Source organism: Pontibacter virosus (assembly GCF_003096355.1).
In the GTDB taxonomy this organism is placed as follows: Bacteria; Bacteroidota; Bacteroidia; order Cytophagales; family Hymenobacteraceae; genus Pontibacter; species Pontibacter virosus.
On the sequence record NZ_QEKI01000003.1, the window covers coordinates 211,179 to 229,311 of the forward strand.

Here is an 18,133-nt window from a genome sequence, read left to right on the forward strand (position 1 = left end):
CCTGGGTTCTATTGTTGAAAGGTGAGGGTGAAGGTCGTCCCTTTGTTTGTTTCGCTTTTTACCTGCACCTGTCCGCCTGAGTTGTCCATGATGCGCTTCACAATGTAAAGACCCATGCCGGTGCCTTCTACGTGGGAGTGAAAGCGCTTGAAGAGCGTAAACAACTTGTTCTGACTTTCTTTGCTGATGCCGAGCCCATTGTCTTCTATACTCAGCTCAAGTTTTTTCCCTTTGTAGCTACTCTTGATCTTAACATGCGGTCTGCGGTCGGGTGAGCTGTATTTCAGTGCGTTGCTCAGCAGGTTGTACAGAATGCTGTTCAGGTTCTTTTTAGAGAAACTAATATTGGGTGCCTCTGAGAAGTTTGTTTCGATGATCGCCTGCTTGCGTTCGGCCTCTCCCCGCAGTCCTTCGTAGATCGTGTTGTATACTGCTTCGATCTCGAGCGGCTCAGCCTCACCGTCCACATCACGCTGCACCTTGGCTATGTCTGTCAGGTCTCGGATCACATTTTTGAAACGCCTGATCGAGTCTTTGATCATGACAAAGAGCGGATCTGTTGGTTCGCCCGGCAAGGGTTCTGCCACCTGTATCTGCTCTTCCAGCACCAGCATCAGACCTTCGATGTTAGCGATCGGTGACTTCAGATCGTGCGAGGCCGTGTACACGAAGGTGTCCAGGTCGTCGATCACGCGCATGAGGTGGTCATTCGTATGCTGCAGTTCTTCCTGGGCCAGTTTCAGGTCCGAAAGGTCGATAAACGAACCGATCATCCGGTAAGGCATCTGGTATTCGTTGTACAGAATATAGGCCCTGTTCGACACGTAGGTATAGCTTCCCTCTTTGTGCAGGATGCGGTATTCTGCATTCCACTGTTTTTTGCCGCTGTTGATGGCATCGTTCACGCTCCGCTCTACTTCCTTCCGGTCTTCGGGGTGCAGTTTGGAAAACCAGCCTTCCAGCCCACCCGACATCTCGTTTTCATGAAAGCCCAGCATTTTATGAAGGCCGTCACTCCACCAGATCTCATTGCTAGCCAGATTCCAGTCCCAAACCACGTCATTGGTAGCCATAGACACCAGCCTGAACCGTTCCTCACTCTCTGCCAGTTCGCGTGTGCGGTCCTGCACCAGTCGCTCCAGCTGGTTGTTGAGTATCGTCAGGTTCTCTTCGGCCTTCTTCAGTTCTTCGTAGGCTTCCAGGGTTTGGTCTTCGCTGTTCTTCTTGTCATTGATATTGGCCATGGTAACGGCAATGCCAGCGCCCATCTTCACGGCGGCTATCTCGTACCAGGCTTTCTGTTCGTTTAATGTCAGCAACTGCTCTACGTGCAGCGGCTTGCCCGTTTCCACCACATGGCAGAACTTACGGAAAATACCGGTGTCACGCAGGTGGGGGATGGTCGATGTTACGCTTTGCTGCATTAGGTTGGCACTTGATTCGCCCAGCATTTCCTCAGCTTTTTTATTGAGCAGGGTCCAGTTGAAATCTTTGATCTGATCTTTGTTGTCGCGGACGGGTTGCATGGACATGATGCTGTTGAGCGAACTGTCGAGCACTCCCTGCACCACACTGCTCAATGTTTTGAGCGTGGTTACGTCCACGAAGCTGATCACCACCCCATCTTTGTTGCCGTCTCGTTTCAGGTAGGGAATGATGCGCATCAGGTAATAGCGGCCATTCTCCGTCTCCACCTCCTGCTCTACTTCAATAGAGGTATTGTTCACCTGCCGCACATCATCAAACAGGCGGGCGTATTTCAGGTTGTGGGACAGGTGATACACCGGTCGCCCGATATCGCCCCCGATAAGGTTTATGATCTGCTCGATCGACGGGGTATACTTGCGGACATCCAGGTTATGGTCTACAAAAAGCTGCCCCACATTGGAGCTGCGGAAGTAGTTGTCAAGGTCTTCGTTCAGCTCCTGCAGCTCCTTTATCTTGAGTTGGTGCTCGGAGTTAACGGTGTGCAGTTCCTCGTTGAGCGACTGCATCTCTTCGTTCGAGCTTTGCAGCTCCTCGTTGCTCGACATCAGCTCCTCATTGCTCGATTGCAATTCTTCGTTGGCCGTGCTGAGGTCCTGCACGGTCATTTGCAGGCTTTCGCGGGTTTCTCGCAGTTCAGCTTCCAGTGTTGTTAGCTGCTGGTAGTAGTCTGCGTCAGATATATGCGGAGATTCGGTAAATTTTGGTTGCGGGCTTACTTCGCCCATTTCCTGCAACAAAATCAGGATGAGGGGTGGCTTGCCTTTTTCGAGTGTTACCGGGCGCACGGAAGTGTGGATGAGGCGGTCATTCTTGCCAAATTTTACGGCTACCTGCCTGCCTACCACACTGCGTTTTGTCTTGATCGCTTTGCGGATGCTCACACTCAGCACAACGGCCAGTTCCTCCGGCACCATCTTGATCAGGTTGAAGTGCAGACGCTTGTCAGGGAACTTTAGAAAGCGGTTGATGTCGCCAATGCCGTGCAGCAGTTGGTAGTTTGTGTCGACGTAAAGGGCGGTAACTTTAAAGTCTTCTGCCAGGGCATCCATAAATGCCTCGTTGTAGCGGTTTAGCTGCGTAGTCTTAAACTGACTAGCCTGGCTTTGCTGCATGCTGGTGGTTTGGTAATCGGTTACGCCGTAGCTGCGCTGCAGGCTACTGCGGTCTTTTACTTTTCGGAAAATCTTCCACTTGCGGTCCTCTTCCTCAAAGTATTCCTGCATGTCGCCAATATGCTCGCTGGGTCCAAGCATCAGGTAGCCACCCATGTTGAGGGCATAGGGAAACAGAGAGAGCACCTTATGCTGCAGGCTGGGATTTAAGTAGATGAGCATGTTACGGCAGGTGATCAGGTCGATCTTGCTGAAGGGCGGGTCCTTTTGCAGGTCATGCTGTGCAAAGATCACCATCTTGCGTACCTCGTCACTTACCGTGTATTTGTTGCCCTTTTGTTCAAAGAAACGCTGTAGCCGCTTTTCAGACACCTGTTTCCGGATGCTGCTGGCAGGGTATACGCCCCTCGACGCTTTTTGCAGGGCTTGCTGGTCCACATCAGTCGCAAAGAGCTTAACATCCAGGTGCCGTCCCAATCTGTGCGAGGCCTCTTTGAAAAGAATGGCTAGCGAATAGGCTTCTTCACCCGTACTGCAGGCCGCAATCCATACCTTAATGGGTTCTCCTTCTTCTTTGGACTCCAGTATACCCGGAATCACCTTTGTCTCTAACAGATGAAAAGCCTCCGGATCGCGGAAGAAACTGGTGACATTGATGAAAAACTCCTGGCAAAGAATCTTGATCTCGGCCGGGTTGGCGTGCAGGTAGTCGAGGTATTCCTGCAGGAAGTTCAACTTAAGGGTCTGCATCCGCTTTTGAATGCGGCGGTTCAGCGTAGGCTTTTTATAATGGGTGAAGTCAACCTGGGTATGGCTGCACACCAGGTCCAGGATCTTCTTCAGCACAGCCTCTTCGTCGATCGGCTCCTGTTCCTTGCCATCCTGTATGATGCTCTTAACCAGCGGGGTGCGGCGAGTGTACTCCATGATCTCGTGCGGGATCTGATCGGGCGGCAGCACAAAGTCTACATCACCTGTGTCGATGGCGCTGCGGGGCATACCATCAAACTTGGCACTCTCCGGGTCCTGCACCACCACCAGTCCGCCTGCCTTTTTGATGGCGCGCACCCCTTTGCTGCCATCCGTGCCTGTGCCTGAAAGCACCACGCCAATGGCATTAGGGCCGCGGTCAATGGCCAGTGACTCAAAAAAGGTATCCACTGCAAAGTTGGGCTCCCGGTTTCGGGGCTTCTCTGTCAGGCGCAGTCGGCCGTTTTGCAGACTCAGCTGCTTGCCGCTGGGCAGCACGTATACGCAGTTGGGCCGTGTAAACGTATTGTCTTCGGCTTCCCGCACCTGCATGCTCGTGTGTTTCGACAGCAATTCGGCCATCAGGCTTTTGTGGTCTGGTGAAAGGTGCTGTATGATGACGAATGAGAAGCTGGAGTTGCTTGGAAAATGGTCGAAGAGCTTGTGAATAGCCTCCAGACCTCCAGCCGAAGCGCCTATACCTACCAGGTAATGGTCGGCGGGCTTCGGGCTTACTTTTTGGTCCTGCTCTTTGTTTGCTTGCTGCAACATGCTGTGTTAGCCGAAATAAAGGTAATTCGTTTTTTAATACTTCTCGCGGATGATCTTGCTAAGCACGGCACTGCGCAGCGCCTCGGCGGCTTCCAGCTCTTCCTGTTGCCAGGGGAGGGAGGTAAGCTGCACCGTTTGCTGGTAAAGGGCGAACGAGTTGCGTGGATGGTAGCCTTTGCCGTCCGGTTCCATGCGGATGGCATGATCAGGGTTGCCGCTCCAGTTAACGGTTTGCAGCACTTCACCCCGGAAACACAAAATGTACTCTCCCTGGTCGGGATTGATGGCCAGCGCCAGCAAGCCGCTTGCCTCGTCCTTGTAGTCTTTGCTGTTCGGGTAGGCCTGTGGGAGCGAATTGGTTACGTAAGTTTTGTCGGAGCTGTTGCGCCGCAGCCAGGATGCCAGCTCTTTTATTTTCTGAACAGGCGGTGTCTTGCCTACCGTCTGCACATTGCCCTCATACAGCACGGCCGCACCACCTAGCGACAACAGCTCCACCAGGTTAGGCTGGCCATGCAACAGGGCTTCTGCAAAAAACTCCTGGTTAAAGAGTTGCTCCAGCATGGTGGCATGTTGTCCGCGCATGTGCGACTGCATCGTCGCACGCTGCTCCTTTTCGTAGGCCCCCAACCGCACCGCTGCTATGGTGGACAGCAGTTCCATAGCGGTACGCTCCTGGTAGCTGGGGTATTTCGGGGTTTTATGGTGGCAGGAGATTAGTCCCCACAGTCTGCCTTCCATAATGAGGGGCACCGACATAGAGGCCGAGATGCCCATGTTTCCCATGTACTCGAGGTGCACGCTGGCCACGCTACGCAGAATGCAGCTGGTCAGGTCTGTGAATCGCCGCGTGATAGGATTGAGGATAGGGTGGAGGCGTACCGGTTCGTACTCACGGGCAGGTATAAGGCGGTATGGATTTCTGAAATAGAGGTCACGCGCCTGTTTAGGCACGTCAGAAGCTGGAAAACGCAGGCCCAGCAAATCGCTCATGTCCTCCGTTTTTGCCTGTCCGATCACAGAGCCGTTCCACATCGGGTCGAAGCGGTAGACGAGTACCCGGTCAAAACCAGTAAAGTTCTTGAACTCATCTGCCACGATCTGAGCAATCGCCTCTGTGCTGTCTGCCTGTTTGATGCGGGACGTGATGTATTTGATCTGCTGGAAAAAAGTCAGGAATGATTTGTCATCCTCCCGCTGTGCCGGCTCCATTTCAATCAGTATCTGTTCTGACTCCGGATGCACAGTGGCCGTAAAGGCTTTGTTACTATCTCCAGCCTTGAACGTGAGTGAGAAGGGAATGTCGACTTGCTCCTGTTCTGATTCTTTTTCGTGGGTAAGTTTCTGTTGCAGGTCTTCCAGCTCACTTTCAGGCACGAAGGCTGCCAAGGGTTGTTCCAGAAGCGTTTCAGGTGCAAGGCCGAGCAGGTCCGCACTGTTTTCACTTACCTGTCTGATGTGAAGTGATTTGTCCAGAACCAGCAGTAGGCCGTGGGGTTGTATCAGGTTGATCTGGTGCAGCGGGATGCTTCCGCAAAAGTCAGAATCATAATTTTTTTCGCCACCGGTTTGCAGCGCAGGTGTCTTATTCTCCATAGATATCCAAGGCCTATGCCAGGGGTGTAAAGGGTATGCAAACGCGTAGATTTAGAAGATTTGCGTCCTTCTGGCTAGGGGTATACGGGTGTAATTTACGTAATCTTACGCTAAAAGCATGTAATAGTATACTTTATTTGAATGCCGTAAGAGGTCTCCTGGAATATTTAAGAGTGAATTTAATCTACAGTTTTACCAGCTTATCAGCAGGTATTTATACGTACGATTTAGTATAAGTTATTTTTTATTTCCCATGTGTATTTGCACTTTTCGGTCAGGGCTTTTAACCTGGAAAGTCTGCGGGGCATAACCGCGACTGCTCACCAGCAAGGTGTGGCTGCCGTCTGAGAGCGAGAGCCTGAAGTTACCCTCGTCGTCGCTGCTGGTTTGCCAGGGGCTACCCAGAACCTGTACGGTAGCCTGTGCTATACTTTGTCCGCTGGCATCCAGCACCCTTCCTTGGAGACTAAACTTGGCCAGTAGTTGGGGGCTACTGCTGTCTGATCTTCTGTTACTGTCAGGTGGTGCCGGTATATCGAGCACCAAGGCGGCGTCGATCGTGCGGGCCAGCAGTTCCTCCGGACTGGGCGGTAGCATCTCAGCAGTCTTCAGGGCCGCACTTTCCCGGGCGGCTGTGCGGGTATAATAGTAGAACAGGACGAGGCCGAGCGAGCAAAACATCATCAGCACGCCCAAGGCCACACGCCAGTCGGCCAGCCCATGCGGTACTCTCGGACGGCGTTTGCGGCGCAGGCTGTTACGAACGCGCTGCCAGATGCGTTCACGGGCCTGCCGCGTACGGCTCCGGTCGGAGCGTATCATGCCCGTCAGTATATCGTCACACATCTCGCAGTCGAGCAGGTGCTTCTCCAGTTCGTAATTGGTGGCCGGCGGCAGCAGGCCTTCCTCATATTGCCGCAGTAGTTCTATAGAGGGGTGCTCCTCCAGTCCCCATTCGCTTTGTTGTATTTTATCGTTGCGCATGGTTTTTTTCAATGTAAATTTTAAGGTTCCGCCGCCCGTTCTGTATGTAACTCTTCACCTGCTTAAGGTCGCAACCTGTTATCTCCTCTATCTCGCGGTAGCTTTTCTGCTGTAGGTAAAACAACTCGATGCAAGTGCGCTGCTCGGCGGGCAGGTGCACGAGTCCCTGTTCGAGTGCCTGCCAGTCGAGTTCGGCCTGTGTGGCATCGTCCTGGTGTAAGGTATGCTGCTCGCGTGGCAGGGCCTGGCTTACTTTGTCCTTCAGGCGACTGCTGCGTAGCAGTTGCAGGCAGTGGTTTTTAGTGAGCGAGTGCAGCCACGACTTAAAGTTGCTCACCTCATGCCGCTTCAGGGCCACGATCAGCTGCTCAAACACCTGCATGGTGGCGTCTTTGCTCTCTTCTTCCTCTTCGAGGTAGCGCAGGCAGATCAGGTATACCATCTCGGTGTGCCGCTCGAAGAGTTTCCCGATCACGTCCAGGTCACCGGTCCGGCGGTACTGCCGCACCAGTTCCAGGTCATCGGAGGAACGGGCTTTCGAGAAGAACTTTAGAAACATAGCCGGCAACGGTTTAAGGTATATTCAATAAAGCAAATATTGCTGAATGCACCATGCTTTAATTAAAATGAATTAGCGCAGCAGGGATTTTATTTACCGGGTGGCCAGCAAAGCTCTGTCTTCTTCGCGCAGCTCCACCAGGGCGTATTTGCGGGTATCGGTTATCTTCAGTTCGTCGAGGGCGTCTACCAGGTTTTTGAAACGGGAACCAGCGGTCGCCTTCACCAGCACCACCAAGTTCGGATTGCCTTTTACCTGCTCGCCGAGCAGCACCTGCCGGATGCCGGTGGTAGAAAGGTCCGTTTGTTTTACCTCGGGTGCATCGCCCGGAAAGCCGAAGTAGTAGTATACCTTGTCCTCACCGTCAAGCACAATGTTCAGCGCATTCTTGCCAGGTATAGGCGTATCAGGGCCCTGTGCAGTCGGCATGTTGATCTCCATCGTCTGGAGTCTGGCAAACGTAGTGGTGAGAATGAAAAAGGTCAGCAGCAGCGAGGCCAGGTCCACCATAGGGGTCATGTCCAAATGAAAACCTCTGCTGCGTGCGCGTTTCCCGCTGCCTTTTCCCGGATTCTTTTTTTCCTGTAGCTGTGCCATGGCGTGGTTCCTTTCTTTATGGATTTAAGCTGCGGACAGGCTTTCTGCCGCATTTGAATAGTAGATGCAGCGAAGCCCGGAATTCCACACGTACGGCCCATTTTTTTAGAAAAATCACTATGACTTCTGTTTGCCGTAAGCAGAGGTATAACTGTATAATCTAATCGCGTGCTATGATCGAACGACAGGTATACCGCATGACAAAGGCTGGCTCCATCCGCAACCTGGAGCTGCGCCACGAAACCCTTGAGTCGCCGGGGGCGGATGAAGTGAGTGTGCGGGTGCGCGCAATCGGGCTAAACTTTGCTGATATTTTTGCCATGCAAGGCCTGTACAGCGCCACACCATCCGGTTCGTTTATACCTGGGCTGGAGTTTGCGGGTGAGATCGTGGCGGTGGGAGAGGAGGCCGGCAAGTGGCAGGTAGGCGACCGGGTGATGGGTGCTACCAAATTTGGTGGATATGTCACACACATCAACAGCCACCACCGCTATGTGCTACCCCTGCCCGACAGCTGGAGCTTCGAGGAGGGTGCCGGTTTCCTGGTGCAGGGACTGACCGCCTACTACGCCCTGATGGAACTCGGCAACCTGAAACCGGGCATGAATGTGCTGATCCACAGTGCGGCAGGCGGCGTAGGTATACTGGCCAACCGCATCTGCCAAAAACTGGGTGCCTATACCATTGGCACCGTAGGACAACCTGGCAAGGTGAATTTTCTGCGAAAGCACGAGCACTACGGCGATGTGATTTTGCGCGACGGTGATTTCTACGACAAACTGATGCGCAGTCTGCACGGCCGCCCCCTTCACCTGATCATGGAATGCATTGGGGGACGTATACTGGAGCAAGGCTGGAAGGCGCTGGCACCGATGGGGCGCATGGTCGTCTACGGCAATGCCTCCTTCAGCAGCCACGGCAGCAAACCCAATTACCCGCGCCTGGTCTGGAAATACCTGCACCGCCCCAAAATAGACCCACTCAAACTTCCCACCGAAAACAAATCGCTGATGGGTTTTAATTTGATCTACCTCTACGAGCAGACCGATTTGATGCATGCATTACTACAGGGGCTAATGCGCTTGCAACTCGCCCCCCAGCATGTGGGCCATGTGTATACCTTCAGCGAAATGAACGAAGCTATCCGGCTGTTTCAGCAGGGCAGGTCGGTGGGCAAGGTGGTTGTGACCGCATGAACTGAAAAATACCCACTTATGGGTATTGAATGCCTGAAAGTTAATGCGTTATCTTTGATTCATACCTGTTTGGAAGAACGCATCACTTAATATTCAAGGGCCTCTGTTATGAATATCCCCGAAGCCATCAAAACGACACTTCGCTTTCGGCAGGTGCCCATGACTACCCACCAGATCGCCTACTTTATCTTTTTTAACCGCTTGCTGCAAGCCACCACCAGTTTCGAGGCCATGGTACAAGCCGTGGAGGAGGCTGTTTACCAGAATCCCGGATTTTTCGATGTAACCGGCGACCTGGTGCACATGAGCAACTGGCAGAAAAACGAGCAGCAAATAGTTGAGCGGATATTCCTCACTGTGCAGCAGGCAATTGGCCTTTTCCGCGAACTTGACCCGAGCAAAGACTGCTGCAACAACGTAGTGCTGGCACTATTGCTCTACAAGCGGCTTTCCGATATTGAGCGGAGTCAGCAGTTAGGGTCGCCCATCGTGCCCCGCCTCTGGAAATTTGACCGCGTAGCGAACGAAACCATGCTCTCTGAGCTTTCCGCCCGCGTATATGAGGTGATGGACTACATCGAGCGAACCGACGATCGTTTGGCGAATGCTTTTCTTTTCGGCAAGGAGCAGCTCAACCAAATGAACAGTACCTGCCAGCTCCTCAAACTACAGGAGGTCATGCACCTGCTGGCAACCCTGCAGCTCGACGAGGGGCATGTACCCACACCACTATTTCAGGCTATTTTCAGCCGACTCTTCTGGAATAACGTCAAAGACACTTCTAAAGAACTATCAGCAGCGGTGTAAGGCGCTCCAAACGCTTAAGCGGATACCCTTTGCTGCATGGTTTGAACTGTGCTTTCCATGCTTTTGGCTGCCATCTTGCGGCGCGCGTAATAATTGCTGAAGCGGCGCAGTTTGCCGGTATGCATCCGTTCGTTTTGCGCTGGCGGGTGGGCGATGTGGCAAACCGGGCAGACAGGCATTTCCTGTTGTTCCTGTATTTCTCCTATGGCGTCTTCAACCTGACGCAAATAAGCTACAATGGCCAGCGTGCCCAGCAGGCCGATCAAGGTGAGAGTGGAAGTAATGATCATGGTAATCGAACTTTGGCTAAAAGTTGTAATTCAAGGTAATCGAATGGCCAGATAAAAGAACGTGTATACTAAAGCAAACTCCTATATCTGAAAATTTGATTTCTTTAATTAAAGGGATTAATCTTTAAAATTGAAGTCTGCCTCCGAATTATTTAGAACTTCCATAATGAATCATAGATGGGTACTATAAGCTGATCTGCACTTGTAAAAGGCGCCTCTTATTTTTTTGTAGTTGTTTTATTTATCGTAATATTGCGATGTGAATTATCTATATCTGACCAGCAAGCGACATGGCACAACCTACCCAGCAACCCAAAAAGCAGATAGCCTTTTTCGAAAAATACCTCACCATCTGGGTGATCCTCTGTATTGTGGGAGGCATCCTGATCGGCTATGTGGCCGGCGACCAGATGGAAGTGCTAAGTAGGATGGAGGTATACCAGGTGAACATACCCATCGCCATCCTGATCTGGCTGATGATCTACCCCATGATGCTGCAGATCGACTTCACCAGCCTCAAGCGCATTGGTCGTAAGCCAACCGGTATTGTGCTGACCGTGATCGTAAACTGGCTGATCAAGCCGTTCACCATGGCCTTTTTTGCCTGGCTTTTCTTTTCAAACCTCTATGCAGCTTTTATCTCGCCTGAGCAGGCCGGTGAGTACATAGCAGGGGCCATCATTCTTGGCGCGGCCCCCTGTACGGCCATGGTGTTTGTGTGGTCATACCTAAGTGATGGCGATCCGAATTATACCCTCATGCAGGTGTCGGTCAACGACCTGATCATCCTGGTGGCCTTCGTGCCAATCGTAGGTTTGTTGCTGGGCATTACGGACGTAACAGTGCCTTACGACACGCTGTTTCTGAGCATCGTCATTTATGTGGTGGTGCCCCTGGTAGCGGGCTTTCTGACAAGCCGTACCCTGATCAGATCGAAAGGAGAAGCGTGGTTTACGCAGGAGTTTTTGCCGCGACTCAAGCCCATGAGTGTGCTTGCCCTGTTGCTCACCCTGATCCTGCTTTTCGCCTTCCAGGGAGTCAACATTCTCAACAATCCGCTCATCATCGTCTTCATCGCCATTCCCCTGATCCTGCAGACTTATTTTATCTTTTTCCTGACCTGGTACGGTGGCCGCAAACTCAAACTGGGGCACGCCGTGTGCGCGCCTGCTGCCATGATCGGAGCGAGTAACTTTTTTGAGCTGGCCGTGGCGGTGGCCATCGCGCTTTTCGGTCTTGACAGTCCGGCTGCGCTGGTATGCGTGGTGGGCGTATTGGTAGAAGTGCCGATCATGCTTTCGCTGGTGGCCTTTGCCAACAAGAATAAGTACTAGCCTGTGTGAGGGCTGTGTTAAGCGGACGTCTCCTTTTTCTGATCCATACCTGCACCGTCTTTGCTCACCACCAGTTGCTGAATGGGTAGTGCAAAGCCCTTTCCCTTGGTGTTGACGGCGTCCATCATGGTGAGCAGCAGTCCCTCCTTGATCTCCAGCTGTTCATTAAAGTCGTTGGTCAGCACGTAGGAGAACACTTCTAACTTCAGTGCATCTGCCGTGATCTCGGTAAGGCGGACGCGCGCGCTGTCTTTGTCTATTTTAGGATGTGCGGAGAGTGTTTCGCGCAGAGAGCGCAACACGGCCTGTATCTGAGGCGGTGTGGTGTCGTAGCGCAGTCGCAGCACCGGGTTGAACAAAAAGCGGTCGCGGTGGGCAAAGTTCTCGATCTTCTGCGACGAAAAGTCCCCGTTTGGAATAGTAACGATGGTGCGTTCCGTCGTGCGCAGGCGTGTAGAGCGCATGCCGATCTGCTCTACGGTGCCGCTCGTGTCGCCCACCTTGCAGAAGTCACCCACCCGGATGGGCTGGTCGGCAATGAGTGTAACGCTTCCGACAAAATTCTCTACTGTTTTCTGGGCACCCAAGGCCAGCGCAATACCACCTATACCTAAAGCGGCCAAACCCGTGGTGACATCAAAGCCCAGTGTATCGAGTATAAAAATAGCGCCGAACACGACCAGGGCTATTTTTGCTCCGCGGCGCAGGAAAAGCACAATGGAGATGCCCGCCATATTGCTGCGCTCCACCAGGCGGCGCTGACTGAATTTGGTGATGACATCCACCAGGCGCCAAAGCAGCAGGAGCACCGCTATCAGCCCCACAATGATGGTCAGCTCACTGAAACGCTGGCGCAGCACAAACGAGATGCCCAGGCGCTGGCTCAGGTATACCAGCAGCAGAGCGGCCAGGTAGAGGCGGATCGGCAGCGAAAAGGCCCTGATAAAACCAAAAGTAGGCTCGTCGCGGGTTCTGCGCCAGATGTAACTGATCAGGAGAATCAACCCGGATGTAATGCCCCAGGCAAGCAGGTAAGCTGCCAAAGCAATCAGCAGCATACCCAGCCAATGGCCCGCCGGCGCCCCGCCCCAGCGGTTTTCCTCCAGAAAGCCGGGCAGTGTTTTCTCGATCACCGTCTCGTCCGGGACTGTTTCCTGCAGAGGTACTCTGCGGATGGTTTCGGCTGCCACAAGCCAGATCGGGCCTCCCGCCGGTCCCTCTGTTTTCTCGAGCAGAATGTCAATGTGCTCTTCGTTGACGGTGGCCGTGCCGACCCGCTCCAGGTTAGGTGGCAGGTTGTCTTCAAGGTCACCGTCAGGTTCGTTGCTGATCCAGGAGCGGGGTACGGTTTTACTGCGCTGGTCCAGCATGCGCTGCAGGGCCTGCGCTACAACGCCACCATCCTGTATCGTGTCGCTGGCGGCTTCCAGGTTCAGGAAGAAAGCAGCCCGGGTATAGTCTCCGTCGGCCACCGCTTTGATAAAACCCGTAACAGCACCCCGCGGCGTGCGCCTGCCCAGCGAGTCTTCGGGCCACTCAGGCGCGACAACTGCCGCTGTGTCTGGCACTGTTTCCTGCGCATAAGACGCGGTAGGAATGGCGCAAAGCAGGAGCAAGGCCAGCCATAAAATAGAGGTATAGCGAAGGGAGTATCTTAGAGGTGTAAGGCAGTAGCGTGCAGAAAACATGTGGTATAGCATAATGGCCCTGCTCCTTAAAGCAGTTACCGATAGGTCAATTTCTGTTACATCCTGCAATAACGGCTGCGCTTAATTCGGGTTGTATGAAGGATGGTCATATCCTGAGCCTGGAGGAAGCACATGCTTATTTCTTACCGAACATCGATGGCTCGTTAGTGAAAAGCTAGTCGACTGATCTTATCGTCTAACAGCAGGTATAACCGTTCACACTATGCCTGCTAAACCAGCTATACCTGCTATACCTTCACTACTTTCCAGGTGCCGCGCCTGAAGAGCCACCAGCTGACCAGGGCGTGAAAGGAGTGGCAAAAGGCTATGGCGACGAAGATGCCAGTCGTGCCGAAGCCGAGTGTTTTTGCAAGCAAGTAGGCGAGTGGTATCTCGATCAGCCAGAGCACCACAATGTTGATGATAGATGGCGTGCGGGTATCGCCGGCGCCGTTGAAGGCTTGCACCATCACCATACCCAAACCGAAAAAGACGTAGCCCAGCGTAATGATCCGCAGTGCTTCAGAAGCCACCGTAATGACGGCTGCGTCCTCTGCAAAGAAAGCGGCCAGGTTCTCCCCAAAAAAAAGAAACAGGAGCGTGACGGCCGCCATAAAGATTACGTTGTACCGCGCCGTCAGCCATACCGCCAGCTCAGCCCGTTTTGCTTTTTGTGCGCCCAGGTTCTGGCCAACCAGCGTGGCTGCCGCCGAGGACAAGCCCCAGGCCGGCAGCAGCGCAAACACGATCAGTCGGAAAGCGATGGTATAGCCGGCCAGGGCACTGCTGCCAAACTCTGCGATGATTCGGGTCAGGAAGATCCAGCTGGCCGAATCGATCAGGTACTGGCCCATGCCACCCGACGACACCGCCAGAATGCGCCTGATCATGGCCAAACTAACAACCAGGTTGTCGCGCCCGACCTTGAGCAAGTGCTTGCCATTGAGGAGGTGGTAAAACTGGTAGACCACGCCCATGCTGCGGCCGATGGTAGTAGCCCAGGCGGCGCCCTCCAGTCCCCATCCTTCAAAGCTGCCGATACCGAAGATCAGGAGTGGGTCCAGCACGATGTTAGCGCCGTTGGCGAGCCAGAGGGCACGCATGGCCAGGTGCGGCTGACCGGCCCCCCGGAAAATCCCGTTGATCAGGAAAAGCATGATGATGACCAGGTTGCCTGCAAAGATGATCTGGGCATAACGCAGTCCGGTTTCGAGCAGGGCAGCATCAGCTCCCATCAGTGTGAGGATGTCGGCTGCAAACCAGGTGGCCAGTATGCCCATGATCACGGCCAGCACGGCGCCTGTGATCAGAAGCTGGTACGTAACGTTTCCGGCCTCGTGGTAATTTTTTTCGCCTACACGGCGTGCAACCAGGGCAGTAGCGGCAATGCTCACGCCCATCCCTACGGAGTAAATGACCATCAGCACCGTTTCAGTGAGGCCAACGGTGGCCAGCGCAAGTGGCCCCAACCTGCCTACAAAGAAAATATCGACCACGGCAAACAGTGACTCCATCATCATCTCCAGGATCATGGGCACTGCCAGCAGCACAATACTCGTCCGGATACCCAACGTCGTAAAGTCCTGTTCCTTGCCTTTCACGGCCGACCAGACGAGTTGCAGAAAATCTTTCAGGTTGTTCATGTGCGGCGTTCAGGTATAGCAGGGTCACGCTTGTCTAAATTAACTGCCGCAGCTTACTGCACGGATTTAAAGAACACCTTAAAAGTGGATCCTTCTCCTAAAGTGCTTTCCAACTGTATCTCTCCCCCCATCTGCTCCACCATGCCTTTTACGATAAACAGCCCGACGCCAGTGCCAGGCACTTCGTTGTGCAGCCGGGTATAGCGCTCAAATATTGAGTACTTTTTGTCTTCCGCTATACCTGTCCCGTTGTCGCGCACGGTAAGCAGAACGTAGTCGCCTGCCTTTTCTGTGCGGACGGAGATGACAGGTATGTTGCCGGGTTTTTGATACTTGATGGCGTTGTTGAGCAGGTTGTAGACGATGCTCCGGACGTTCTTGCGGGAAAAACTGATCTCCGGCTCCTCAATGTGCGTGCTGATCTCTGCGCCGGTCTCCGCTATCCGGTCCCGGAGAGCGAGTTTGGCGTCTTCGATGATGTTTTCAAAGTTCACGCGCTCCGGTGCCTGGGCAAAGCCCGTGTCGCTTGCCTGAATGTCGGCAAGTTCTTCTACCGTCTGGCGGAGATTGGCAACAGACTCGCTTAGCATGTCCTTTATCCGCTGGCTGTCTTCTTCATCTTCAGCCTCTTCCTGCATCAACCTGACCAGGCCTTCTATGTTAGAAAGAGGCCCTTTTATATCGTGGGAAATAGAGTGGATGATGTTCTCATAGTTTCTGTTCAGGCTCTCGTAGCCCTTCAGAATCTGGATGCGGTCGTCGATGTCAATAAAGGTGACGATCACTCCGTTCGTTCTGTTCTCCTTGCGCACAATGTAGGGCAGGATGTTCATCTGGTACCATCGCTTGTCCGTCGTCTGGATCTCTTTTTCCAGGTCCTTGTTGCTTGCAATTACTTCGGTGATGTTCTCGACGAAGGTCGGGAAGCGGATGTTGCTGGAAACATCCACAATTGACTTCCCAATGTCGTCAGCAGTCAGCTTAAAGTGCCGCATGGCCGGCGGCGTGAACTTGCGGAGGATCATGTTGGCGTCTACGAACAGCTGCGGAATGATCGTGTTGTTGAAATAGTTTTCAAGTTCATCGTTCAACTCGATTAGTTTGCTGTGCGCTTTTTTGTTGTATGCCTGGTTCATAAGCTGGGTGTCTAACAATCTGCCTGCTCCGTCCATGTAAGCATTATCATGTCAGCAAAGCCAAACACAGCAGATAATCTGAAAATGACCTGTATACGCAGGAAAATAAAAAGGTACACGCCAAAGGAGGCAAAACAGCATTTTTTTAAGTCGGCGGAGGTGGGGATGCCGTGACATGTTCGCTATGCTTGGGTAAACTAGTACCAGGGCTGAGCCCATAATAAAGCCCACCTGCAGGGGTGTTTCATGCTACTTCTTTAACAGATTGAAACGACCCAACTACAGGCTGGGGTAGAGATCGCAATTAGTTTTGAACAAAGGTGCTGGCTGTTGGTTTCTCTCCTGTTAATCAACCAATTAAAAAATAGCACTTATGAAAAAACTAAGCATTTTATTTTTGTCGGCCCTCCTGCTGTATGGCTGCAATACCAACGAGCAAGCCACCGAAAGCGGAGAAGTTGTGACTGCTGATGCGGATATGACAACCACCGATGAGGCCTTGACCACAGACGATACCATGACGGCCGGTAACCAGGACATTGTGGCGCTCGCTTCTGAAACACCGTCGCTCTCCACGCTGGTGCAGGCCCTGCAGGCAGCTGACCTGGTAGGCGCTTTGCAAGGCGCTGGCCCCTATACTGTTTTTGCCCCGACCAACGAAGCCTTCGCCGCCTTACCGGCCGGCACCTTGGAGAACCTGCTGAAGCCTGAGAACAAGCAGCAGCTCATCGACATCCTGACCTACCATGTGGTGGAAGGCAACGTAAAATCTACTGATCTGACGAACAACATGGCAGCCAAGACCCTGAACGGTGCTGACCTGAAGGTAATGCTCGACGGCAGCAGTGTGAAGATCAACGATGCCAACGTGACCACGCCAAATGTGGAAGCATCGAATGGCGTCGTACACCTGATTGACAAAGTGATGCTGCCGCCTTCCGGTATGTAATATAATTGTCATTATTTAGCTACGGGCGGGTGCTTTCTCATAGGGCGCCTGCCCGTTCTGTTTTTAGGCTACTGTGTCTGTTCACTCTCCCAAGCAAAGCTCCTACATAGCGGTAGCAGCTGCTGGTATAAAATTCCTACATCCATTAAAAGCCACTCCTCGTTATACTGTTCAACTATAAGTACAGAATTCAGCGGCAAGATCGCTCTTGGGCAGATCGACCGACATTCACTTCATAAAGCAGATTACTATGAAATGGCAAGGCAGAAGAAAAAGCAGCAATATAGAAGACCGTAGAGGTCAGTCAGCAGGCGGTTTTGGTGGAGGTGGCAGGGGCATCAGTCCCATGCTGCTCATCCCTTTGTTCCGGCTCCTTTTCTCCAAAGTAGGATTGATCATTGTGGGCGTATTGCTGCTGATCATGTTTTTAACAGGAACCAACCCACTCGCGCTCCTGCAGCAGTTTGTGGGTGGCGAGGCGCAGTACGCACAGTCAAGCGGCTACCAGCCAAGTCCGGAAGAACAGGCGCTGGCCGACCAGACGGCCGTGGTGCTGGCCGATACCGAGGATGTCTGGAACACGATGATACAAGGGTATAGAGAACCCACGCTGGTGCTGTTTTCGGGTCAGGTAAACTCAGCCTGCGGACTGGCTTCTTCCGCCACCGGACCGTTCTACTGCCCCGGCGACGAAAAACTGTACATCGACCTGAGCTTTTTCAGCGAAATGGAACGCAAACTGGGCGCGGAAGGTGACTTTGCGCAGGCTTATGTAGTGGGCCACGAAGTGGGGCACCACATCCAGAAGCTCACCGGAACCATGGACAAGGTAAACGCCCTGCGCGGCCAGCTGTCCCAAACGGAATTCAATCAACTGATGGTGCGGGTAGAGTTGCAGGCTGACTTCTATGCCGGCGTGTGGGCGCACCATACTCAGAAAGCAAAAGGAATAATGGAGCCCGGCGACCTGGAGGAAGCCCTGAACGCGGCCAGTGCCATCGGCGATGACCGTCTGCAAAAGCAGGCGACCGGCCGGGTGGTACCCGACTCCTTCACACACGGCACCTCCGCCCAAAGAGTCCGCTGGTTCAAAAAAGGCTTCGATACAGGCGATGTACGACACGGCGATACCTTCAATGCTGCTGAGTTATAAAGCCAACTTACAGCAGGTATAGTCCTAGCGTAAACAGCAGGTATAATCCTAGCGAAAAAGGAAAAGCCTCTCCGGAAATG

General features: G+C 53.0%; 14 protein-coding genes. 5 read left to right on the forward strand and 9 right to left on the reverse strand.

The features are described from left to right. Positions 1-8: 8 nt before the first annotated feature. The 5 genes from C8E01_RS06165 to C8E01_RS06185 all read right to left on the reverse strand — a co-directional run bounded on the left by C8E01_RS06165 (position 9) and on the right by C8E01_RS06185 (position 7,857). On the reverse strand, positions 9-4,121 hold the full coding sequence (locus C8E01_RS06165; RefSeq protein ID WP_116542482.1) for a chemotaxis protein CheB: 4,113 nt from the start codon (positions 4,119-4,121) through the stop codon (positions 9-11). Between the two features lie 33 nt (positions 4,122-4,154). Then, on the reverse strand, positions 4,155-5,717 hold the full coding sequence (locus C8E01_RS06170; protein WP_116542483.1) for a GAF domain-containing protein: 1,563 nt from the start codon (positions 5,715-5,717) through the stop codon (positions 4,155-4,157). A 237-nt stretch (positions 5,718-5,954) separates the two neighbouring features. Then, on the reverse strand, positions 5,955-6,701 hold the full coding sequence (locus C8E01_RS06175) for a carboxypeptidase regulatory-like domain-containing protein (protein ID WP_116542484.1): 747 nt from the start codon (positions 6,699-6,701) through the stop codon (positions 5,955-5,957). Beyond that, on the reverse strand, positions 6,688-7,260 hold the full coding sequence (locus C8E01_RS06180; protein WP_116542485.1) for an RNA polymerase sigma factor: 573 nt from the start codon (positions 7,258-7,260) through the stop codon (positions 6,688-6,690). Before C8E01_RS06180 ends, C8E01_RS06175 begins: the two co-directional genes overlap by 14 nt. Before the next feature lie 93 nt (positions 7,261-7,353). Continuing rightward, a complete protein-coding gene (locus C8E01_RS06185; RefSeq protein ID WP_116542486.1) occupies positions 7,354-7,857 on the reverse strand; it encodes an ExbD/TolR family protein in 504 nt (167 codons plus the stop codon). Positions 7,858-8,030: 173 nt separating this feature from the next. Here C8E01_RS06185 and C8E01_RS06190 point away from each other — a divergent pair, with 173 nt between their 5' ends. Beyond that, entirely contained in the window at positions 8,031-9,053 is a 1,023-nt protein-coding gene (locus tag C8E01_RS06190; RefSeq protein ID WP_116542487.1) for an alcohol dehydrogenase catalytic domain-containing protein, read from the forward strand. 108 nt (positions 9,054-9,161) lie between these two features. After that, positions 9,162-9,860, forward strand: coding sequence for a hypothetical protein (locus tag C8E01_RS06195; RefSeq protein WP_116542488.1), 699 nt, complete (start codon positions 9,162-9,164; stop codon positions 9,858-9,860). A 14-nt stretch (positions 9,861-9,874) separates the two neighbouring features. Here the strand turns inward: C8E01_RS06195 and C8E01_RS06200 are convergent, their stop codons facing one another. Next, positions 9,875-10,150 (reverse strand): hypothetical protein, encoded by a 276-nt coding sequence (locus tag C8E01_RS06200; protein ID WP_116542489.1) that lies wholly within the window; start codon positions 10,148-10,150, stop codon positions 9,875-9,877. 290 nt (positions 10,151-10,440) lie between these two features. Between C8E01_RS06200 and arsB the strand changes: the two genes are divergently transcribed. Continuing rightward, positions 10,441-11,484, forward strand: a complete 1,044-nt coding sequence (gene arsB / locus C8E01_RS06205; protein WP_116542490.1) for an ACR3 family arsenite efflux transporter — start codon at positions 10,441-10,443, stop codon at positions 11,482-11,484. Positions 11,485-11,501: 17 nt separating this feature from the next. On the opposite strand, the gene C8E01_RS06210 is transcribed toward arsB, so the two are convergent. The 3 genes from C8E01_RS06210 to C8E01_RS06220 all read right to left on the reverse strand — a co-directional run bounded on the left by C8E01_RS06210 (position 11,502) and on the right by C8E01_RS06220 (position 15,951). Further along, positions 11,502-13,172, reverse strand: coding sequence for a mechanosensitive ion channel family protein (locus tag C8E01_RS06210; protein WP_165820575.1), 1,671 nt, complete (start codon positions 13,170-13,172; stop codon positions 11,502-11,504). A 248-nt stretch (positions 13,173-13,420) separates the two neighbouring features. Beyond that, positions 13,421-14,815, reverse strand: coding sequence for an MATE family efflux transporter (locus C8E01_RS06215; RefSeq protein WP_116542492.1), 1,395 nt, complete (start codon positions 14,813-14,815; stop codon positions 13,421-13,423). 53 nt (positions 14,816-14,868) lie between these two features. Next, entirely contained in the window at positions 14,869-15,951 is a 1,083-nt protein-coding gene (locus C8E01_RS06220) for a sensor histidine kinase (RefSeq protein ID WP_116542684.1), read from the reverse strand. Positions 15,952-16,324: 373 nt separating this feature from the next. On the opposite strand from C8E01_RS06220, the gene C8E01_RS06225 reads away from it, so the two are divergent. Continuing rightward, complete coding sequence (locus C8E01_RS06225) at positions 16,325-16,900, forward strand: fasciclin domain-containing protein (protein ID WP_116542493.1); 576 nt, start codon at positions 16,325-16,327, stop codon at positions 16,898-16,900. 250 nt (positions 16,901-17,150) lie between these two features. Continuing rightward, on the forward strand, positions 17,151-18,053 hold the full coding sequence (gene ypfJ, locus C8E01_RS06230; protein ID WP_116542494.1) for a KPN_02809 family neutral zinc metallopeptidase: 903 nt from the start codon (positions 17,151-17,153) through the stop codon (positions 18,051-18,053). The last annotated feature ends 80 nt before the right edge of the window (positions 18,054-18,133 follow it).